A 17,045-nucleotide genomic window follows, 5' to 3' on the forward strand; every position below is an offset into this window, starting at 1 on the left:
CCCCTGGGCATGGTGATAACTGATTGAATGTGACTCACTACGCAAGGTCAGGGGCGGGGAGTGAACGAGCAGAGCATTGGCTCCATGCTGGCCGAGGCCAGGCGGGAGAAAGGGCTGACGGTCGGTCAGCTCAGCGCGAGCACCCGCATCCGCGAGGCTGTGCTGTACGCCATCGAGCGTGACGACTTCTCCCTCTGCGGGGGCGACTTCTATGCCAGGGGGCATGTCAAGGGCATCGCCAAGGCGCTGGGCCTCGACCCGGCGGCCATGGCGCAGTTGTACGAGGACCAGCACGGCGGGGTGCCGGTCCCGGTCAGGGCGGCCGAGGTCTTCCGCGCCGACCGCAAGGTGCGGCTGCGCGAGCGGCGCGGCCCCAACTGGACGATGGCGCTCGGCGTGGCCCTGGCCATCGTCCTGGTCTTCGGGGTGGTGCGGGTGATGGGCGGCAGCGGCGAGGTGCCGACCGCCGAGATCCAGCCCGCCGCGAGCGTGCCCAGCATCACCGCCGGCGCGGGGCGCAGCCCGGCTCCGGAGCCGCCTCGCCGTACGCAGGCGCAGTCCGTGGGGCAGGCGTCGATGGTCGTGGTGCGGGCCAAGGCCAGGCGTTCGGCATATGTCACCGTGCGGGACGCGCGGGGCCGTAAGCTCTTCGCCGGGACCATGCCGGCCGGCCGCACCACGACGTGGAAGGCGCCGTCGGAGGTGAAGCTGCTCATCGGTGACGCCGGCGCGGTCTCACTGCAGGTCAACGGCAAGAACCTGGGCACGCTCGGAGCGCGGGGGGAGACGGTGCGGCGGTCCTTCGGACCTTCGGTACCCAGGCCCCGGTGAAGGTAGTGGCCGAGTGCCGATACCGTAGGGGGCACCATGTCATCCCGCAGAACCGTATCCCTGATCACTCTGGGTTGTGCCCGTAACGAGGTCGACTCCGAGGAACTCGCCGCGCGCCTCGAAGCCTCCGGCTGGCAGCTCGGCGAGGAAGACCCGGACGTCGTCGTCGTCAACACGTGCGGCTTCATCGACTCGGCGAAGAAGGACTCGATCGACACGCTGCTGGCCGCCGCCGACTCCGGCGCCAAGGTGATCGCCGCGGGTTGCATGGCCGAGCGGTACGGCAAGGAGCTGGCCGAGGCCCTGCCCGAGGCCAGCGCCGTCATCTCCTTCGACGACTACACCGACATCGGCACGCGGCTCGACGACGTGCTGGCCGGCCGCAAGCACGACGCGCACACGCCGCGCGACCGCCGCACCCTGCTGCCCATCTCGCCGGTCGAGCGGCGCGGCGCCACCAACATCCCCGGCCACGGCGAGCTGCCCACGGGGGTGGCGCCCGCCAGCGGCCCGCGCGTCCTGCGCAAGCGGCTCGACGAGAGCCCGGTGGCCTCGCTCAAGCTGGCCTCCGGCTGCGACCGCCGCTGCACCTTCTGCGCCATCCCGGCCTTCCGCGGCGCCTACGTCTCGCGCCGGCCCGAGGAGCTGCTGGCCGAGGCCGACTGGCTGGCCCACCGCGGTGTGCGCGAGCTGGTTCTGGTGAGCGAGAACTCCACCTCCTACGGCAAGGACCTCGGCGACCTGCGCGCCCTGGAGAAGCTGCTGCCGCAGCTCGCCGCGACCGAGGGCGTCGAGCGGGTGCGGGCCAGCTACCTGCAGCCCGCCGAGCTGCGGCCCGGCCTGATCGACGTGATCGCCGGCACCGAGGGCGTGGCCCCTTACTTCGACCTGTCCTTCCAGCACGCCAGCGGCCCGGTGCTGCGCCGGATGCGCCGCTTCGGCGACCCCGAGCGCTTCCTCGACCTGCTGGAGGCCGTGCGCAAGCAGGCTCCCGAGGCGGGCGTGCGGTCCAACTTCATCGTGGGCTTCCCCGGCGAGACCGAGCAGGAGTTCGGCGAGCTGGTCGGCTTCCTGGAGGCCGCCAGGCTCGACGTGATCGGCGTGTTCGGCTACTCCGACGAGGACGGCACCGAGGCGGCGACCTTCGACGGCAAGCTGCCGCAGGAGGTCGTCGACGAGCGCGTGCGCGTGCTCACCGAGCTGGCCGAGGAGCTGACCGCCCAGCGGGCCGAGGAGCGCATCGGCACCGAGGTCGACATCCTCATCGAGGAGGATCTCGGCGACGGCGGCTACGAGGGGCGCGCGGCGCACCAGGGCCCCGAGGTGGACGGCTCGGTCACCGTGCAGGGCATCGGGCTGCTGCCCGGGCAGATCGTCCGGGCCGTCGTGGTCGACGCCGAGGGCGTCGACCTGATCGCCCGCATCAAGGCCGGTCCATGACCAGGGACGAGCGCCGCTTGGTGAGCCCGTGGAACATCGCCAACGTGCTCACGGTGATTCGGCTAGCGCTCGTCCCGTTCTTCGTGACCTGCTTGTTCCTGCCGGGCCCGGGCTGGCGGCTGGCCGCGCTGGGGGTCTTCGCGGTCGCCTCGATCACCGATCATCTGGACGGGGAGCTGGCCCGGCGCTACGGGCTGATCACCGACTTCGGCAAGATCGCCGACCCGCTCGCCGACAAGGCCCTGACCGGCGCGGCCCTGGTCTCGCTGTCGATCCTGGGCGAGCTGCCGTGGTGGGTGACCATCGTGATCATCGTCCGCGAGCTGGGCGTGACGGTGCTGCGCTTCTGGGTGATCCGCGACGGCGTGATCCCGGCCAGCTACGGCGGCAAGGTCAAGACCGTGCTGCAGATCGCCGCGATCGTGCTCTACCTGCTGCCGTTCGCGCCCGATCCGCTGCGCTGGGTCGTGATGGGCGCCGCGGTGCTGGTCACCCTCGGCACCGGTGTCGACTACGTGTGGCGCGCCGTGCGGCTGCGCCAGGTGGCCAAGCGGGCCCGAGGGGAGTGACGCGCGGGTGAGCGCCGAGCGGGTGTTGTCCGAGCTGGTACGGCAGGGCGCCACGCTGGCGGTCGCCGAGTCGCTGACCGGGGGGTCGATCGGCGCCGCCTTCACCGCCGTCCCCGGCGCCTCCCGTGCCTTCCGGGGCGGGGTGATCGCCTACGCCACCGACCTGAAGGACTCGCTGCTGGGCGTGCCGGCCGATCTGCTGGCGCGCGAGGGCGCGGTCCATCCTGACGTGGCCGCGGCGATGGCCGAAGGGGTCGCGCGGGCCTGCGGAGCGAGCTACGGGCTGGCGGTCACCGGGGTGGCGGGACCCGATCCGCAGGACGGAAAACCCGTGGGCACCGTTTTCGCCGCGGTGTACGGTCCTGACGGGCGGGTCTGGAGTAAAGATCTGCGCTTGGATGGGTCACGTGACGGTATTCGGGTAGACACGGTTCACGAGGCCGTCGATCTGCTCGAAGGTGTGCTGAAGGCGAACATGGGGGAACATTCCGGATGATTACCGTGTTACGTCCCCAGCGAACATGCGATGCACGGTCTGACGCGGTGTCGGTGGATACGGGTACGGTGGAGCTGTGAGTGAGGTCCGAGAGCCGGCTGCCAAGCAGCGACGCCCGACGATGACGGCGAGGAGTATGTACGAAGTCAAGAAGAAGATCGGGCATGGTGGAGTGAAGCCGACGACCACTCCGGGGAGGGAGCGACAGATGATCCTGCTGCGCCAGCTTCTGGGCGACGTGCTGCGGCGGCTGCGCGTCCGGCAGGGGCGGACGTTGCGTGAGGTGTCCACGCTCGCGCGCGTGTCGCTCGGATACTTGTCCGAAGTAGAGCGCGGTCAGAAGGAGGCCTCCTCCGAACTGCTCGCGTCGATCTGCGGTGCGCTCGGCGTTCCGCTCTCTCAGGTGTTGCGTGAGGTCTCCGACCAGTTCGCGCTCGCCGAACTCCAGGCTGCCCCCGTGCTGGCCGACGCGCCCGAGCACGAGCGCCTGCCGCTGGCCGAGACCGTTCCCGGCTCGCTCGGCGACTCCGTCTTCCCCGAGGTGAAGGACATGGTGGCCGCCTAACGAGGCTGACAGTGACCGCACCACAGGATGAGTCGCTCCTGTGGGTTGGCTCCCATCTCCCCGCGACTGATGCGTCCTCCGCATCGGCGACAGGGTCTGCCCGCCCTGCCGTAGACCCACCGTTCCCGGCCTTGACGGCGATCACCCGTGGTCACCGCTCCCGCCCGATCCTTGTTGGCCTCCAGCAGTCGCTGCGCCAGTGAGACCAGGCCGACCAGGTCGTTCACCTCGCCCACCGGGCGCCAGGGCCACACGCCGCGCAGGAAGAGCGTCTCCGCGCGATAGATCGTGCCGATGCCCGCCAGATTGCGCTGGTCGAGCAGTGCCTCCCCGATGGTCCGTTCCGGGGTCCGCAGCAGCCGCGCCACCGCCTCCTCCGCGTCCCAGTCGGGGCCCAGCAGGTCGGGGCCCAGATGGCCCACCACCCGGTCCTCGTCGGCCGTGCGCAGCAGGTCGACCATGCCCAGCCTGATCCCCACCGCCTGGACCTCCGCCGTGGCCAGCACCAGGCGCACCTGGTCGCCGCGGGGCAGCCACGCCCGGGCGGGGAAGATCTGCCAGCTTCCTTCCATGCGCAGATGGGTGTGCACGGTCAGGTCGCCTTCGACGCGGGTGAGCAGGTGCTTGCCGCGTGACAGGTTCTCCAGCACCCGCCGGCCGGACAGGTCGGCGGTGGCGTGCCGGGGAACCCGGAAGTCGGAACGGGTCAGGACATGACCGTCGAGGGCCCGCCGCAGCTTGGCGGCGGTGCGGTGGACCGCGTCCCCCTCGGGCATCAGTCCCAGGCGGCCGGGTCGGCGGCCAGGTCACGCACGCTGGCGGGCAGTTCGCCCTTGGCCACGTGCTCCAGGTTCACCTCTTCGAGGATGGCCCGCTCGGAGGCGCGCAGGGCGATCCAGACCTGCTGCAGCGACTCGGCCGGGCCGCGGTAGCCCACGTGCTCCGGCCGTTCGCCGCGGACGTTGGCCAGCGGCCCGTCCACGGCCCTGATCACGTCGGCCAGCGAGATCTCCGCCGCGGGCCTGGCCAGCACGTAGCCGCCTTCAGGGCCGCGCTGCCCGCGCACCAGGCCGGCCCGGCGCATCTGGAGCAGGATGTTCTCCAGGTACTTGGGCGGCATGTCCTGCTCTTTCGCCAGCTCACCCACGGTAGTCGGTCCGGCACCCGCAGCGGCGAGTTCGGCGGCGGCACGGAGGGCGTAGTCGACACGAGCGGAAAGGCGCATGTAACCGATTATCCCTCCTGGTCAAGACTGGTTAGCCGCAAGGTCGCCACAACGGGCAGATGATCGGAGTACGGCACGCGCGGCACCTCGGCGGAGACCACGGTCAGGCCCTTGGAGATCAGCAGGTGATCGATGCGCTGGTCGGGCCGGTCGGCCGGGGAGGTCATCGGGTCGCCGAGCGCGGTCAGCGGGTCGGTGAGGCCGGCGCCGAGCAGTGGCTTGAGCCCGGCCGCGTCGTCGGAGCGGATGTTCAGATCGCCCGCGAGCAGCACCGGGCGGGGCGTCGCCGGCGCGGGTGAGCCGGAGGCGCCCATCGGGGTGCCGGAGTCCGGTCCCGCGGCGGCGGGGTCGAGCCCGGCGGCCAGGTTGCGGGCGATGGCCGCCACCTCGGGAGCCTGTCCGGGCGGCGCCTGCAGGTGGGTGTTGACGATGCCGAGTTCGCGCTCGCCGACCTTGACCACGATCGCCTGCGCCTGCGCTCCGGTGGGGTAGTCGTGCTCGCCGAGCGGGTGCGAGGCGACCTGGACGGGCAGGTTGGTGAGGATCGCGTCGCCCCACACCCGGTCGGCGGCGGGCGCGAAGTGGAAGCGCATCCCGAGCCGGTCGGCGATGCGGGCCAGCCCGTCGTGACCGCCGTTCAGCAGCCAGCCGCGGTCCACCTCGCTCAGCAGGACGACGTCCGGCTTCTTCGTGGCCGCCCAGTCGGCGATGGCGTCGAGGGAGAGTCGGCCGTCCAGGCCGAAGCCCATGCGGATGTTGTAGGCGATGACGGTCAGGGTGTCGCCCTGCTTGGGCCGCAGCGGCGGCTCGGACCGCAGGCCGGTGAGCGCGACGAGCCCCGCCACGCCGGCGACGAGGGCGAGCCGGACCCACTCGGGGGCCGGCGGCGGCGTGTCCGGCGTGCGCGCGGCCACCAGCGCCACCGCCAGCACCGCGACGGAGACGGTCACCGGAACCAGCGTGTTGGGGAAGCCGAGGTCGAGGTCGTAGGCGGCGTAGTAGGCGAAGGTCGCCACCAGGAACAGGAGCGTCCCGCCGAGCAGGGCGCTACCGGGCCGCGCCGGGGGCCGGGCCCGCCGCGCGGTCAGCGCCATCGCGGTCAGGGCGGCCATCGGCAGGAAGACGGTCAACGGGACGGCCGGGACGACGAGGGAGGCGAGCCCGAGAACCGTCCAGACCACCGCCATGGGCAGCGTGGCGACACGTTCCGGCGTGAACACGAAGGCCGCCGCGCACATCGCCGGCAGCAGGGTGCCCGCCAGGCCGGGCGCCGGGGGAGTGAGCAGGTACATGCCGGTCAGCAGGAGGAGCGGGCCGAACAGGAACCACGTCGAGGACGGCGCGAGGTCTTCGGAGGCCGCCGCCTGCGGCAGGGAGGCGGCGAAGGCGGCGCAGAGCGCGAGCACGCCCAGCCAGGGCAGCACGCCGTCGCGCCAGACCAGATCGACGTTGCCCAGCAGCAGGTGGATCAGCACCGCCGCGCCCAGGCCGCCGGAGACGCCCCGGGCGACCGCGTGGCGGTCCAGGGTGCGCGCGCAGCCGTAGAGGAACACCAGGCCCGCCGTGACGCCCGCTGAGGCGGTGTAGAGCTGTTCCAGGCCGGTCTGGAGCCCCAGGCGCGCCAGCAGGAGGAGGGCGGCTCCGCCGTACAGGGACCAGCGGGGTTTGAGCAGGGCGGCCAGGAACGGCAGGACGAACCAGAGCGCGGCGTACAGGCCCATCAGTTCGGCGGGCGTCTCCCCGGCCCGGCCGAACAGGGTGATCAGTGACGGGAGGAAGACCCGCAGGACGTCGAAGAGGAGGATGATGCCTAAAGCGAGCGGGAGGGCGGGCATGAGGCATCCTCACGTCCATTCGGGTTTGTTGGCAAGAGCGCTAAACTCTCAGCAACCTTAACGATTTGACGTTGGGATTCACGGTGGAGCGACGTCCTGGTGTGCCGCGGTTGCTACGGGAGATCAACGACCGGGCGGCCCTCGAACTGCTCCTCGGCGAAGGACCGATGACCCGCGGCCAGATCGGCGATCTCACCGGGCTGTCCAAGGTGACCGCCTCCCAGACGCTGGCCAGGCTGGAGGAGCGCGGACTCGTCGAGGTCGTGGGCGTGCAGGCGGGCGGGCGGGGGCCCAACGCCGCGCTCTACTCGGTGGTCTCCAACTCCGCCTACGTCGCCGGTCTCGACGTCGGCCCCGAGAACGTCTCCACGGCGATCGCCGACATCCACGGGCGCACGCTGGCGGAGGTCACCGTCAGCCCCAACGGCGACGACCCGGTCTCCGTGGTGCACAGCGCGGTGGTCAAGGCGTGCAAGAGCGCCAAGGTGAGCCTGTCCAAGCTGCGCGGCGTGGTCATCGGCACCCCCGGCGTGGTCGACCCGCGTAGCGGCGACGTGCGCTTCTCCTTCGACCTGCCGGCCTGGCACGAGGGCATCCACGAGGCGCTCGCCCGCGACCTCAAGCGCGAGGTGACGATCGAGAACGACGTCAACCTCGCCGCCGTCGCCGAGGCGGCCGGCGGCGCGGCCCGGGGGGTCGACGACTTCGTGCTGCTGTGGGCCTCGCGCGGCATCGGCCTGGCCGTCATGCTCGACGGCAAGCTGCACCGCGGCCGCTCGGGCAGCGCGGGCGAGATCGGCTACCTGCCGGTGCCCGGCGTGCCGCTGCCCGAGGACGTGCGGGCCGAGCCGGGGCGGCTGCCGTCGCTGGCCGGCGGCCTGCAGTCGCTGGTCAGCGCCGAGGCGGTGGCCGACCTGGCCAAGGGGTACGGCTTCGCGGTCGCCGACGCCAGCGAGGGCGTGCAGGCGGCGATGGCCGCCGGCGAGCGCGGCGAGCCGTTCCTCGACGAGATCGCGCACCGGCTGGCGCTGGGCGTGGCGGCGGTCTGCGTGGTGCTCGACCCGGGCCGCGTGGTGCTGGCCGGCGACGTGTGCCGGGCCGGGGGCGCGGCGCTCACCACCCGCGTCGAGGCGGCCGTGGCCCGCATCTGCCCGATCCGGCCGGAGGTCGTGACGACCGCGGTGGAGGGCAACCCGGTGCTGCGGGGTGCGGTGCTGGCCGCGCTCGACCAGGCGCGCGAGGAACTGTTCACCTCTTGAGCATGGCCTTGCTGGGAGCGATCCCAGGCTCCTGAGCATGGTGAAAGCCCCGCGCCGGCAGGTGACGCGGGGCTTTCCGGGGAGAGGGTCTACGAGGCTAGGCGGTGAGCAGGAGCTCCCGGGCGGCCTGCGCGTTGGCCAGGGCCGCGCCGTACGTCGCGATGTAGGCCGCGCTCTGCGGACGCCAGATGGGCAGGCCCATCTCGATCACCGTGGTGTCCGGCCGGGCCGCGACCAGCTCGCTGACCAGCGCGCGGCTGTCGGCGTAGCGGTGCGCGTCCTTGACCACGACCACGAGCGAGCGGTCGGCCGCCCGGCCGAGCAACTCGTCGGCGTCGGCGTCGGCGGGCTTGATCCGCACCGTCTCGGCCTCCGGCAGGGCCAGGCCCCACGGCACGTCGCCGACGGCGATCGTCGGGGGCGTGTCGACCTCGATGACCAGCGGATCGACCAGCGGCGCGGTCTCGCCGGACAGGCGTACGGCACGGCGGGCCGCGTCCAGGCCGATGCCGGCGTCGCCCGCCGGGTCGGCCGAGGAGCCGAACCAGGCGCGCAGCTCGCCCACCCGGGCCGCGGCCTGCTCCAGGCGGGCCAGCGGCAGCCGCCCGTCGCCCACGGCCAGGACGATCTCGGCGATGACCGCCTCGACGTCGGCCTGCGACGGGATCGGCCCGAGGCAGAGCAGGTCGGCCCCGGCGGCCAGCGAGCGCACCGCGCCGCCGGCCAGGCCGACGCTCATGGTGATCGCGTGCATGTCCAGCGCGTCGGAGATGACGACGCCGTCATAGCCGAGCTCCTCGCGCAGCAGGCGGGTGAGCGCGGCGGGGGACAGGGTCGCCGGATCGTCACCGGTCAGCACGGGCACGGCCACGTGCGCGGTCATGATCGACTTGGTGCCGGCCTTGATCGCGGCGCGGAAGGGCACCAGCTCGCGCTCGCGCAGCACGTCGAGGCCGACGTCCACGACCGGGATGGCCAGGTGCGAGTCCACGCGGGTCGCGCCGTGGCCGGGGAAGTGCTTGACGCAGGCGGCGACCCCCGCCGACTGCAGGCCCGAGACGGCGGCCACGGTGTGCCGGGCGACCAGCTCCGGGTCGTTGCCGAACGAACGGGTGCCGATGACGGGGTTGTCGTCGGCGGTGTTCACGTCGGCGTCCGGCGCCATGTCGAGGTTGATCCCGCAGGCCGCCAGCTCCGCGCCGATCGCGCGGTAGACCCGGCAGGTCAGGTCCACGTCGTCGACCGCGCCGAGCGCGGCGTTGCCCGGGTACGGGCTGCCCACGTGATAGGCCAGCCGGGTGACGTCACCGCCCTCCTCGTCGAGGGAGATGACCGGCTCGCCGGCCGACTTCAGGGCCGCGGTGAGCTCGCTCACCTGCGGCGGGGTGGAGACGTTGAATCCGAAGAGTGTGACGCCACCCAGGCCCTCGCCCAGCGCCCGCAACACCCAGTCGGGTGCCGTGGTGCCCTGGAACGCGGCCAGGAGTGTGCCGGCCGCAAGGCGGCGCAGCCCCCGATCACTCATGATTTTTCCCATCAGGAAGTACGGCCCGCGCCCCGGCAGGACGCGGCGCGAGCCGTACGGAGACCTTGGCTAGCCCTTGACGGCGCCGGCCACCAGGCCGGACACCATGCGGCGCTGAACGAGGAGGAAGAAGATGACCACGGGCAGGGTCATCAGCGTTGACGTCGCCATGATGGCGCCCCAGTCAGTGCCTCGCTGGCCGAAGAAGAACTGCAGCGCGACCGGCATGGTGTACTTGGTCGGGTCGTTGATCAGGTACAGCGCCATGACCAGTTCGTTCCACGCCGTGATGAAGGAGAAGATGCTGGTCGCCACCAGACCGGGGGCCACCAGCGGGAAGAGCACCTTCCAGAAGGTGGTGAACCGGCTGGCCCCGTCGATCCAGGCCGCCTCCTCCAGCGACTTGGGCACGGCGGCCACGAAGGTGCGCAACATCCAGATGCCGAACGGCAGCGTCAGCGCGATCTGCGTGACGATCAGCCCGGCGAGCTGGTCGTACAGGCCGAGCCGCTTGACGTTCATGAAGAGCGGGATGACCAGGGCTTCGGCGGGGATCATCTGCATGATGAGCAGCGTGGCCAGGAAGCTGGTGCGGCCCTTGAAACGGAAGCGGGCGATGGCCGTGGCCGACAGCAGGGCGAAGACCGCGCCGATGAGCACGGTGACCAGCGCCACGATGGCGCTGTTGCCCAGGTAGAGCCAGATCGAGTGCTCCGCGACGCCCTTGGTGAGGACGTTCGTGAAGTGCTCGAAGGTGAAGTCCGTGGGGAACGGGATGAACTCCGTGGTGAAGATCTGCTCGTTGGACTTGAAGGCCGTGGAGACCATCCAGTACACGGGGAAGATCATCACCAGCAGCACGATCACGGCGAGCGCGTTCATGCCGATCTTGCCGATGAGGCGGCGGGCGTACGGAGTCATCAGAGCTCCTCCTGCTTGAACAGCTGCCGGATGTAGGCGGCGGTCACGATGAGCAGCAAGATCGTGAGCACGACGGCGATGGCCGCGCCCGAGCCCATCTTCGGCGGGGCCTTGAAGGCCTCGGCGACGGCGTACATCGACAGGTTGAACGCTTCCCGGTTGGTCTGGCCGCCCAGGACGACCAACTGCCCGAAGACCTTGAAGTCCCAGATGATCGACAGCACGGTCAGCACCGCGAACACCGGCTTGAGCAGCGGGAAGGTGATCTTCCAGAACGTGCGCCAGGCGCCCGAGCCGTCCACCCTCGCGGCCTCGTAGAGCTCACTGGGGATGCCCTTGAGCCCGGCCAGGACCGAGACGGCGACGAACGGGATGCCCGCCCAGACGACGCAGAGGATCAGGATCATGTAGATAGACCAGGCGTCGTTGAGCCAGGGCTCGCCGGTCCAGTCGGAGCGGCCGAACAGCAGGTTCGACAGCCAGTCGGGCAGCAGGTTCAGCGCCCAGTTGATGATGCCGCGCTCGCCGTCGGCCAGCCAGCGCCAGATGGCGCCCTGGGCCACGGGCGGGACGGCCCAGGCGAACATCAGACCCACGATCAGGACCAGGGACATCTTGCGGCCGAGCTTCTGCAGCAGCACGCCGACGGCGGTGCCGAGGATCAGCGTGAGCGGGACGGCGATGGCCGCGAAGACCACCGTGTTCCGCAGCGCGGTCCAGAAGATCTCGCTCTCGAAGATGCTGGTGTAGTTGTCGACCCCCACCCACGTGGCCGGCTTCTTGCCGGCGACCTGGGCCACGCCTACCTTCTGGAAGGACATGATCGCCATCTGGATCAGCGGATAGACGAGCAGTCCGATGATGACCAGCAGGCCGGGGATGAGCAGAACGTACGGCACCGCCCAGTTGGGCAGGCCCTTCGCCCGGGCCGGGCGGCGGCGATTGGACCCCCGACCCGGGGAGGAGGAGTGTCGGCCCCCACCCCGGGCGAGCGTAGACGTGTCAGTCATGTGATCAGGACTGGTTGAGGATCGTCTCGATTTCCTTCTTGGCCGCGGCGAGAGCCTCGTCGACCGTGGCCTTGCCCTCGATCACCTGGCGCGCCGCGTTCTGCATGACGGCCTTGGTCTCGTTGGCCTCGGTCCAGTTCGGGTCGGCCGGGAAGGCCTTGGCCTTGGCGAAGGCCTTGGCGAACGGAGCCTGGTCCGGGTCCTCGGCGAGCTTGGCCAGGGTGTCGGAGTAGACCGGCAGCAGGCCGCCCTCGAGGGCGTAGCGGTCCGCCCACTCCTTGGTGGTGGCGAACTTCACGAAGTCCTTGGCCAGGTCCTTGTCCTTGGCGTTGCCCCACACCGCGATGTCGTTGCCACCGAAGAAGGACGCGGCCTCGCCGCCGTCCTTGGCGGGCAGCGGGAAGAAGGCCAGCTTGTCCTTCTTGATCTTGCCCTTGGAGTCCTGCTCGATGCCGGGGATGTCCCAGGAAGCGGTCAGGTACATGCCCACCTTGCTGTTGGCGAAGCGGGTGCGGATGTCGGTGGTGTTCTGGTTGAGGCGCGACTTGGAGGAGATGCCGCTGGTCACCAGGTTGGTGTACTGCTCGAAGCCCGCCTTGAAGGCCGGCTCGGTCACCTTGCTGACCCAGTTGTCGCCTTCCTTGACGGCGTACTCGCCGCCGCCGGTCCAGGCGAGGGCGCCGAGGAGGTGGTTGGCGTCGGAGCCGCCGTTGAAGGCGAAGCCGTCGACGTCCTTGCCCTTGGCCTCCTGGATCTTCTTGGCCGCCGCGAGGAGCTCGTCCCAGGTCTTGGGCACCTCGAGGTTGAGCTCCTTGAACCAGTCGGTGCGGTAGAGCACGGCGCGCGAGCCGCCGCCCCACGGCACGGCGTAGGTCTCGCCGTCAATGGTCTCCAGGCCCATCAGGTTCTTCGGGATCTGGGCCTGGTCGCCCGCGGACACGATGTCGGTGACCGGCTCCAGGGCCTCCTGGCTCTGCCAGAGCGGGACCTGGTCGTTGCCGATCTCAGTGACGTCGGGGCCGGCGCCGCCCGCGGCGGCGGCGGTGAACTTGTCGTTCACCTGCGGCCACGGGATCCACTCGACCTTGACGGTGGCGCCGGACTGCTCGGTGTAGGCAGCGGTGAGGGCGTCGGTGTACTTCTTGGCGGCCGGGTTGACGTCACCCAGGCGCCAGAGCGTCAGCTCCTTGCCGGCGAACTGCTTGCCGGCGGGGGTCGCCGCGGCGGACGAGCCACCGGCCTGCGGGGCCTCGGACGGCTTGGCGGGCTCACTTCCGCCACACGCGGCCAGACCCAGGGCAAGGGCGGCCGTGGTGACCGTCGTGGCCGTGATCTTCGAGATCCTCACTAGGGTTCTCCCTTCCCGGCTTCAAACGCGTCGGGGGTTTGCGTTTCAGAAACGGTGCCGGGCCCTGGGGTCCGCACCTGGCTGATCGTCAGTCTGGATGACTGCTGCTAAACTAACAAGAAACTTTCTTAAAAGAAACAACTCGTTAGCCGATCGTGACGAGAGGGGGGCCGAACCGTGGTCCAGAGTCCTGGGACGCCTCGACTGCTCCGCAGGCTGAACGATCGCAGCGCACTCGAGCTCCTCCTGTCGGTCGGACCGCTGACCCGGGCCGAGCTGGGGGAACTCACCGGCCTCTCCAAGGTAACCGCAGGTCAGCTGCTGGCACGCCTGGAGGAAAGGGGACTGGTCGAGGTCGCCGGCGAGCGGGCCGGCGGGCGCGGTCCCAATGCCGCGCTGTACGGCGTCGTGCCCTCCAGCGCCTACGTCGCCGGGCTCGAAGTGCTGCCGGAGAGCATCACCGTGGGTGTGGCCGACATCACAGGTAAAATCGTGGTTGAGATCACTGTTGACCCATTGGACGGCAAGAATCCCGTCAAGACCGTACAAAGCGCGGTCCAGCGGGCGTGTGCCTCAGCCCAGATCGAACTGGGCCAGTTGCGGTCCTTCGTCATCGGCACCCGCGGCGTCGTCGACCCGGCCACCGGCGACGTCCGCTTCTCCCTCGACCTGCCCGGCTGGCACGTCGGCGTGCTGGACAACCTCCGCCGGACGCTCGGCGCCTCGGTCACCATAGAGAACGACGTCAACCTGGTCGCGCTGGCCGAGCACCGCTACGGCGCCGCCACCGGCCAGGACGACTTCGCGGTCGTGTGGGCCGGCATCGGCCAGGGCCTCGGCGTCATGCTCGGCGGCCGGCTGCACCGCGGCATCTCCGGCGGCGCCGGCGAGATCGGCTGGCTGCCCGTGCCCGGCCAGCCGCTGCCGACCGACGTCTCCCAGCCCAAGTCCGGCTCCTACCAGCGGCTCGTCGGCCACGACGCGCTGGAGGAACTGGCCGCCCTGCACGGCGTGCCCGGCCGCACCGTCCCCGACCAGCTCCGCACCGCCGTCGCGCGCAATGCCGAGAGCTACCTCGACGAGGTCGCCACCCGCCTGGCGGTCGGCGTCGCGGCCATCTCCGTCGTCCTCGACCCCGGCCTCGTCGTGCTCAGCGGCGACGTCGGCCGCGCCGGCGGCGAGGTGCTGGCGGCCAAGGTCGAGCAGGCGGTCGCCCGCGTCTGCCCCACCCGGCCGCGCGTCGTCACCACCGGCGTCACCGGCAATCCGGTCCTGCGCGGCGCGCTCGTCGCCGCGCTGGAGCAGGCCCGTGAGCAGGTCTTCTCCGACACCGTGTGAGAATTGATCCCCATGCGGGATGACATCGTGCTGATCTCCGACCCTCGGGTGGCCGCCGTTCCGGTGGCGGAGTCCGGCGAGCCTCTGGCCGACGTGCGCGGCCGGCTCCGGCTGGACACGCGCCTGGCCGACGCCGCCGGCGCCTACGCCCACCTGCGCACCGGGCTGCTGGCCCGGCTGGAGAAGGCCGAGCGGAGGCTGCCCGACGGCTACCACCTGCTGATCGTCGAGGGCTACCGGCCGATCACCACCCAGCAGGAGATCTTCGACGGCTACTCGGCCTCGCTGCGCGAGACCTTCCCCGACCTGAGCCCTGAGGAGATCGAGGTCGCGGCCAGCCGCTACGTCGCGCCCGTCGCGGTCGCGCCGCACACCGCGGGCGCCGCCGTCGACCTCACGCTCTGTGACCCCGACGGGGTCGAGTACGACCTCGGCACCGAGCTCAACGCCACGCCCGAGCAGAGCGACGGCGCCTGCTACACCGGCGCCGCGAACATCTCCGGCGAGGCCCGCCAGCACCGCAAGCTCATGGCCGCCGCGCTCGAACCGGTCGGGCTGGTCAACTACCCGACCGAGTGGTGGCACTGGTCCTTCGGCGACCGCTACTGGGCCCTGGCCACCGGCTCGGCGCACGCGCTCTACGGGCCGACCGTCCTGTCGAGCGTGCCCAGGGCCTCCGCCACGTAGTGCGCCGTGCCCGTGCGCACGCCGTAGGCCAGGTCGCCGACCAGGGCGCAGCGCGCGTAGAAGGGCACCCGCTCGTCCCAGCCCGCGTCCGTGGGGTTGTGGTACGGCATGCGCGCCACGAAGTCCGGGCCGACGTCGCGGTAGAGGAGGGCGAAGTCGCGGGCCGGGTCGGCGATCGCCGCGTCGCTCCAGTCGATCACGCCGCTCACCCGGCCCGCGCGCACCAGCACGTGCTCCTGGGCCAGGTCGTTGTGGCAGAACGCGAGCAACGCCGAGTCGGCCGGCACCGGCCCCGTGAGGAAGCGCTCGATGGTACGGCAGGCCGCGGCGGGCAGCTCGGCGGCCACCTCCCGGAACTCCGCCGCGGCCCGGTCACGCAGCTCGGCCAGCGGGGTGGCCACCCGCGGGACCGGCTGGCCGGTGACCGGCGCGCGGTGCAGGGCGGTGAGGAACTCGCCCAGCTCAGCGGCGATGCCCGGTTCCGGGGCCGACAGGGGCTCGCCGTGCAGCTTGCGGTAGACGATCAAGCCGGTGCTCTCGTCGGCGAACACCACCTCGGGTACCGGCAGGGTCGCGTGCGCCGCGACGGTGGCGAGCAGAGCCACCTCGCGCCGGGTCAGGTCTGGGTCGGGCGCCTTGCTCAGCCGCACGATCAACTCGCCGCCGAAGTCGTAGGCGACGTTGTCCCATCCCTCACCCAGTCTGGTAATCACCGCCGCAGCCTAGCCGGGTTCGCCTGACGCACTGGATGGGCACAAACCGGTACGTGACCCCCCTTATCGGGATCGAAGAGGAATATCTCGTCGTCGATCCGGCCACCCGGCATGTCACGCCCCGGGCGGCCGAGGTCCTGGCGGCGACCTCGCGGACACTCGACCTTACCCACGAGATCACCAAGTTCCAGATCGAGGCCCGCACCCCGCCCACCACGGCGCTCATCTCCATCGGCCACCACCTGCGCGCCGCCAGGAAGGAGATCGCACGTGCGGCGCGCGAATGCGGGCTGGCCGTCGTGGCCAGCGGAATTCCGGTGCTCGGCGAGGTGGCACCGGCCCCGCTCACCGAAGGCGCCCGCTACGACAACGCCCGTGCGGTCTACCGTGCGCTGCACGACGAGATCAGCATCTGCGCGCTCCACGTCCACATCGACGTCCCCAGCCCCGAACACGCGGTCTACGTGGGCAACCATCTGCGGCCCTGGCTGCCCACGCTGCTCGCCCTCGCGGCCAACTCCCCGTACTTCGCCGGGCGCGACACCGGCTACGCCTCCTGGCGGGCGATCAGCTGGAGCCGCTGGCCGGTGGCCGGGGCTCCGCCGTACTTCGCCAGTTACGCCGACTACCAGGCGGCCCTGACCGCCATGGCCCGCTCCGGCGCGCTCATGGACCCCAAGACCGTCTTCTGGGACTGCCGGCCCTCACCGGCCCTGCCCACCGTCGAGATCCGCGTCGCCGACGTGCCGCTCGACGTCAACGACAGCCTTGTGCTCATCGGGCTCATCCGCGCCCTCGTCGTCACCGCCCTGGACGCCGTCGCCCGCGGCGACCTCGGGCCGCCCATCCCCGCCGAGCTCGTCCGCGCCGCCTACTGGCGGGCCGCCCGCGACGGCACCTCCGGCTCCGGCCTCGACCTGCTCCAGGGCGACCTCCTGCCCGCCGCCGCCCTGGCCCACCGCCTCTTCGACCACGTACGGCACGCCCTCGACGCCGCGGGCGACCTCGAATTCGTCGAAGAGGGACTCGACCTGCTCATCCTGCGCGGCTCCGGCGCCACCCGCCAGCGCCGTGCGCACTCGTGGGGCAACGGCCTCACCGGCGTCGTCGACGACCTCATCGAGGCGACGGTCGCCTGACCCCGTACAGCGCGTCGCCGTCCTGCCCAGACCGATCAGCATCACCGCGACCTGCCACCGGCCGCCGCAGGGCCGGTGGCAGGTAGGTCGCCAGGGATCAACTGCGGCGCACCTGGCCGTTGCCGACGAAGCCGACGGCCAGAA

The 17,045-nt window shown here is 71.2% G+C and carries 17 protein-coding genes; 9 read left to right on the forward strand and 8 right to left on the reverse strand.

What is annotated here, in order from left to right; all coding sequences use genetic code 11:
* Positions 1 to 60 precede the first annotated feature (60 nt).
* From ACIBG7_RS07200 to ACIBG7_RS07220, 5 genes are all read left to right on the forward strand, one after another.
* On the forward strand, positions 61 to 831 hold the full coding sequence (locus tag ACIBG7_RS07200) for a helix-turn-helix domain-containing protein (protein WP_397335495.1): 771 nt from the start codon (positions 61 to 63) through the stop codon (positions 829 to 831).
* 36 nt (positions 832 to 867) lie between these two features.
* Positions 868 to 2,271 carry a 30S ribosomal protein S12 methylthiotransferase RimO gene (rimO, locus tag ACIBG7_RS07205; RefSeq protein ID WP_397335496.1) on the forward strand — a complete coding sequence of 468 codons (1,404 nt, stop codon included), beginning with the start codon at positions 868 to 870 and terminating at the stop codon, positions 2,269 to 2,271.
* On the forward strand, positions 2,268 to 2,840 hold the full coding sequence (pgsA, locus tag ACIBG7_RS07210; protein ID WP_397335497.1) for a CDP-diacylglycerol--glycerol-3-phosphate 3-phosphatidyltransferase: 573 nt from the start codon (positions 2,268 to 2,270) through the stop codon (positions 2,838 to 2,840). Before rimO ends, pgsA begins: the two co-directional genes overlap by 4 nt.
* A 7-nt stretch (positions 2,841 to 2,847) precedes the next feature.
* On the forward strand, positions 2,848 to 3,336 hold the full coding sequence (locus tag ACIBG7_RS07215) for a CinA family protein (protein WP_397335498.1): 489 nt from the start codon (positions 2,848 to 2,850) through the stop codon (positions 3,334 to 3,336).
* 208 nt (positions 3,337 to 3,544) lie between these two features.
* Positions 3,545 to 3,901, forward strand: coding sequence for a helix-turn-helix transcriptional regulator (locus ACIBG7_RS07220; protein ID WP_357927484.1), 357 nt, complete (start codon positions 3,545 to 3,547; stop codon positions 3,899 to 3,901).
* Here ACIBG7_RS07220 and ACIBG7_RS07225 read toward each other — a convergent pair.
* The 3 genes from ACIBG7_RS07225 to ACIBG7_RS07235 are packed head-to-tail and all read right to left on the reverse strand — an operon-like array spanning position 3,898 to position 6,961.
* Positions 3,898 to 4,677, reverse strand: coding sequence for a DNA-formamidopyrimidine glycosylase family protein (locus tag ACIBG7_RS07225; RefSeq protein ID WP_397335499.1), 780 nt, complete (start codon positions 4,675 to 4,677; stop codon positions 3,898 to 3,900). The genes ACIBG7_RS07220 and ACIBG7_RS07225 overlap by 4 nt on opposite strands.
* Positions 4,677 to 5,126 carry an Rrf2 family transcriptional regulator gene (locus ACIBG7_RS07230; RefSeq protein WP_357927480.1) on the reverse strand — a complete coding sequence of 150 codons (450 nt, stop codon included), beginning with the start codon at positions 5,124 to 5,126 and terminating at the stop codon, positions 4,677 to 4,679. Before ACIBG7_RS07230 ends, ACIBG7_RS07225 begins: the two co-directional genes overlap by 1 nt.
* An 8-nt stretch (positions 5,127 to 5,134) precedes the next feature.
* Positions 5,135 to 6,961 (reverse strand): endonuclease/exonuclease/phosphatase family protein, encoded by a 1,827-nt coding sequence (locus ACIBG7_RS07235; RefSeq protein ID WP_397335500.1) that lies wholly within the window; start codon positions 6,959 to 6,961, stop codon positions 5,135 to 5,137.
* An 83-nt stretch (positions 6,962 to 7,044) separates the two neighbouring features.
* Here ACIBG7_RS07235 and ACIBG7_RS07240 point away from each other — a divergent pair, with 83 nt between their 5' ends.
* Positions 7,045 to 8,220, forward strand: a complete 1,176-nt coding sequence (locus ACIBG7_RS07240) for an ROK family protein (protein ID WP_397335501.1) — start codon at positions 7,045 to 7,047, stop codon at positions 8,218 to 8,220.
* Positions 8,221 to 8,317: 97 nt separating this feature from the next.
* Here ACIBG7_RS07240 and ACIBG7_RS07245 read toward each other — a convergent pair whose 3' ends face one another.
* The 4 genes from ACIBG7_RS07245 to ACIBG7_RS07260 all read right to left on the reverse strand — a co-directional run bounded on the left by ACIBG7_RS07245 (position 8,318) and on the right by ACIBG7_RS07260 (position 13,024).
* Positions 8,318 to 9,745: a glycoside hydrolase family 3 protein gene (locus ACIBG7_RS07245; RefSeq protein ID WP_357927474.1), complete on the reverse strand. Its 1,428-nt coding sequence runs from the start codon at positions 9,743 to 9,745 to the stop codon at positions 8,318 to 8,320.
* Between the two features lie 69 nt (positions 9,746 to 9,814).
* The gene (locus ACIBG7_RS07250; RefSeq protein ID WP_357927473.1) at positions 9,815 to 10,666 is read right to left on the reverse strand and encodes a carbohydrate ABC transporter permease; all 852 of its coding nucleotides are present in this window, start codon (positions 10,664 to 10,666) and stop codon (positions 9,815 to 9,817) included.
* The gene (locus tag ACIBG7_RS07255; RefSeq protein ID WP_357927471.1) at positions 10,666 to 11,565 is read right to left on the reverse strand and encodes a sugar ABC transporter permease; all 900 of its coding nucleotides are present in this window, start codon (positions 11,563 to 11,565) and stop codon (positions 10,666 to 10,668) included. The genes ACIBG7_RS07250 and ACIBG7_RS07255 overlap by 1 nt, the downstream gene beginning before the upstream one ends.
* Positions 11,566 to 11,680: 115 nt before the next feature.
* Positions 11,681 to 13,024: an extracellular solute-binding protein gene (locus ACIBG7_RS07260; protein ID WP_357927469.1), complete on the reverse strand. Its 1,344-nt coding sequence runs from the start codon at positions 13,022 to 13,024 to the stop codon at positions 11,681 to 11,683.
* 177 nt (positions 13,025 to 13,201) lie between these two features.
* On the opposite strand from ACIBG7_RS07260, the gene ACIBG7_RS07265 reads away from it, so the two are divergent.
* Together ACIBG7_RS07265 and ACIBG7_RS07270 are read left to right on the forward strand one after the other, a co-directional pair.
* Positions 13,202 to 14,362 carry an ROK family protein gene (locus tag ACIBG7_RS07265; RefSeq protein ID WP_397335503.1) on the forward strand — a complete coding sequence of 387 codons (1,161 nt, stop codon included), beginning with the start codon at positions 13,202 to 13,204 and terminating at the stop codon, positions 14,360 to 14,362.
* A gap of 12 nt (positions 14,363 to 14,374) precedes the next feature.
* On the forward strand, positions 14,375 to 15,049 hold the full coding sequence (locus ACIBG7_RS07270; RefSeq protein ID WP_357927466.1) for a M15 family metallopeptidase: 675 nt from the start codon (positions 14,375 to 14,377) through the stop codon (positions 15,047 to 15,049).
* Here ACIBG7_RS07270 and ACIBG7_RS07275 read toward each other — a convergent pair.
* A complete protein-coding gene (locus ACIBG7_RS07275) occupies positions 15,001 to 15,762 on the reverse strand; it encodes a phosphotransferase (protein WP_397335504.1) in 762 nt (253 codons plus the stop codon). The genes ACIBG7_RS07270 and ACIBG7_RS07275 overlap by 49 nt on opposite strands.
* A 53-nt stretch (positions 15,763 to 15,815) precedes the next feature.
* Between ACIBG7_RS07275 and ACIBG7_RS07280 the strand changes: the two genes are divergently transcribed.
* Positions 15,816 to 16,901, forward strand: a complete 1,086-nt coding sequence (locus ACIBG7_RS07280; protein WP_397335505.1) for a glutamate--cysteine ligase — start codon at positions 15,816 to 15,818, stop codon at positions 16,899 to 16,901.
* The last annotated feature ends 144 nt before the right edge of the window (positions 16,902 to 17,045 follow it).

Source organism: Nonomuraea sp. NPDC050328 (genome assembly GCF_044459405.1).
Taxonomy (GTDB): domain Bacteria; phylum Actinomycetota; class Actinomycetes; order Streptosporangiales; family Streptosporangiaceae; genus Nonomuraea.

Coding starts and splice junctions, on each gene's coding strand:
- rimO (WP_397335496.1), top strand. CDS start 868: ATGTCATCCCGCAGAACCGTATCCCTGATCACTCTGGGTTGTGCCCGT.
- ACIBG7_RS07220 (WP_357927484.1), top strand. CDS start 3,545: ATGATCCTGCTGCGCCAGCTTCTGGGCGACGTGCTGCGGCGGCTGCGC.
- pgsA (WP_397335497.1), top strand. CDS start 2,268: ATGACCAGGGACGAGCGCCGCTTGGTGAGCCCGTGGAACATCGCCAAC.
- ACIBG7_RS07230 (WP_357927480.1), bottom strand. CDS start 5,126: ATGCGCCTTTCCGCTCGTGTCGACTACGCCCTCCGTGCCGCCGCCGAA.
- ACIBG7_RS07245 (WP_357927474.1), bottom strand. CDS start 9,745: ATGAGTGATCGGGGGCTGCGCCGCCTTGCGGCCGGCACACTCCTGGCC.
- ACIBG7_RS07225 (WP_397335499.1), bottom strand. CDS start 4,677: ATGCCCGAGGGGGACGCGGTCCACCGCACCGCCGCCAAGCTGCGGCGG.
- ACIBG7_RS07235 (WP_397335500.1), bottom strand. CDS start 6,961: ATGCCCGCCCTCCCGCTCGCTTTAGGCATCATCCTCCTCTTCGACGTC.
- ACIBG7_RS07250 (WP_357927473.1), bottom strand. CDS start 10,666: ATGACTCCGTACGCCCGCCGCCTCATCGGCAAGATCGGCATGAACGCG.
- ACIBG7_RS07270 (WP_357927466.1), top strand. CDS start 14,375: ATGCGGGATGACATCGTGCTGATCTCCGACCCTCGGGTGGCCGCCGTT.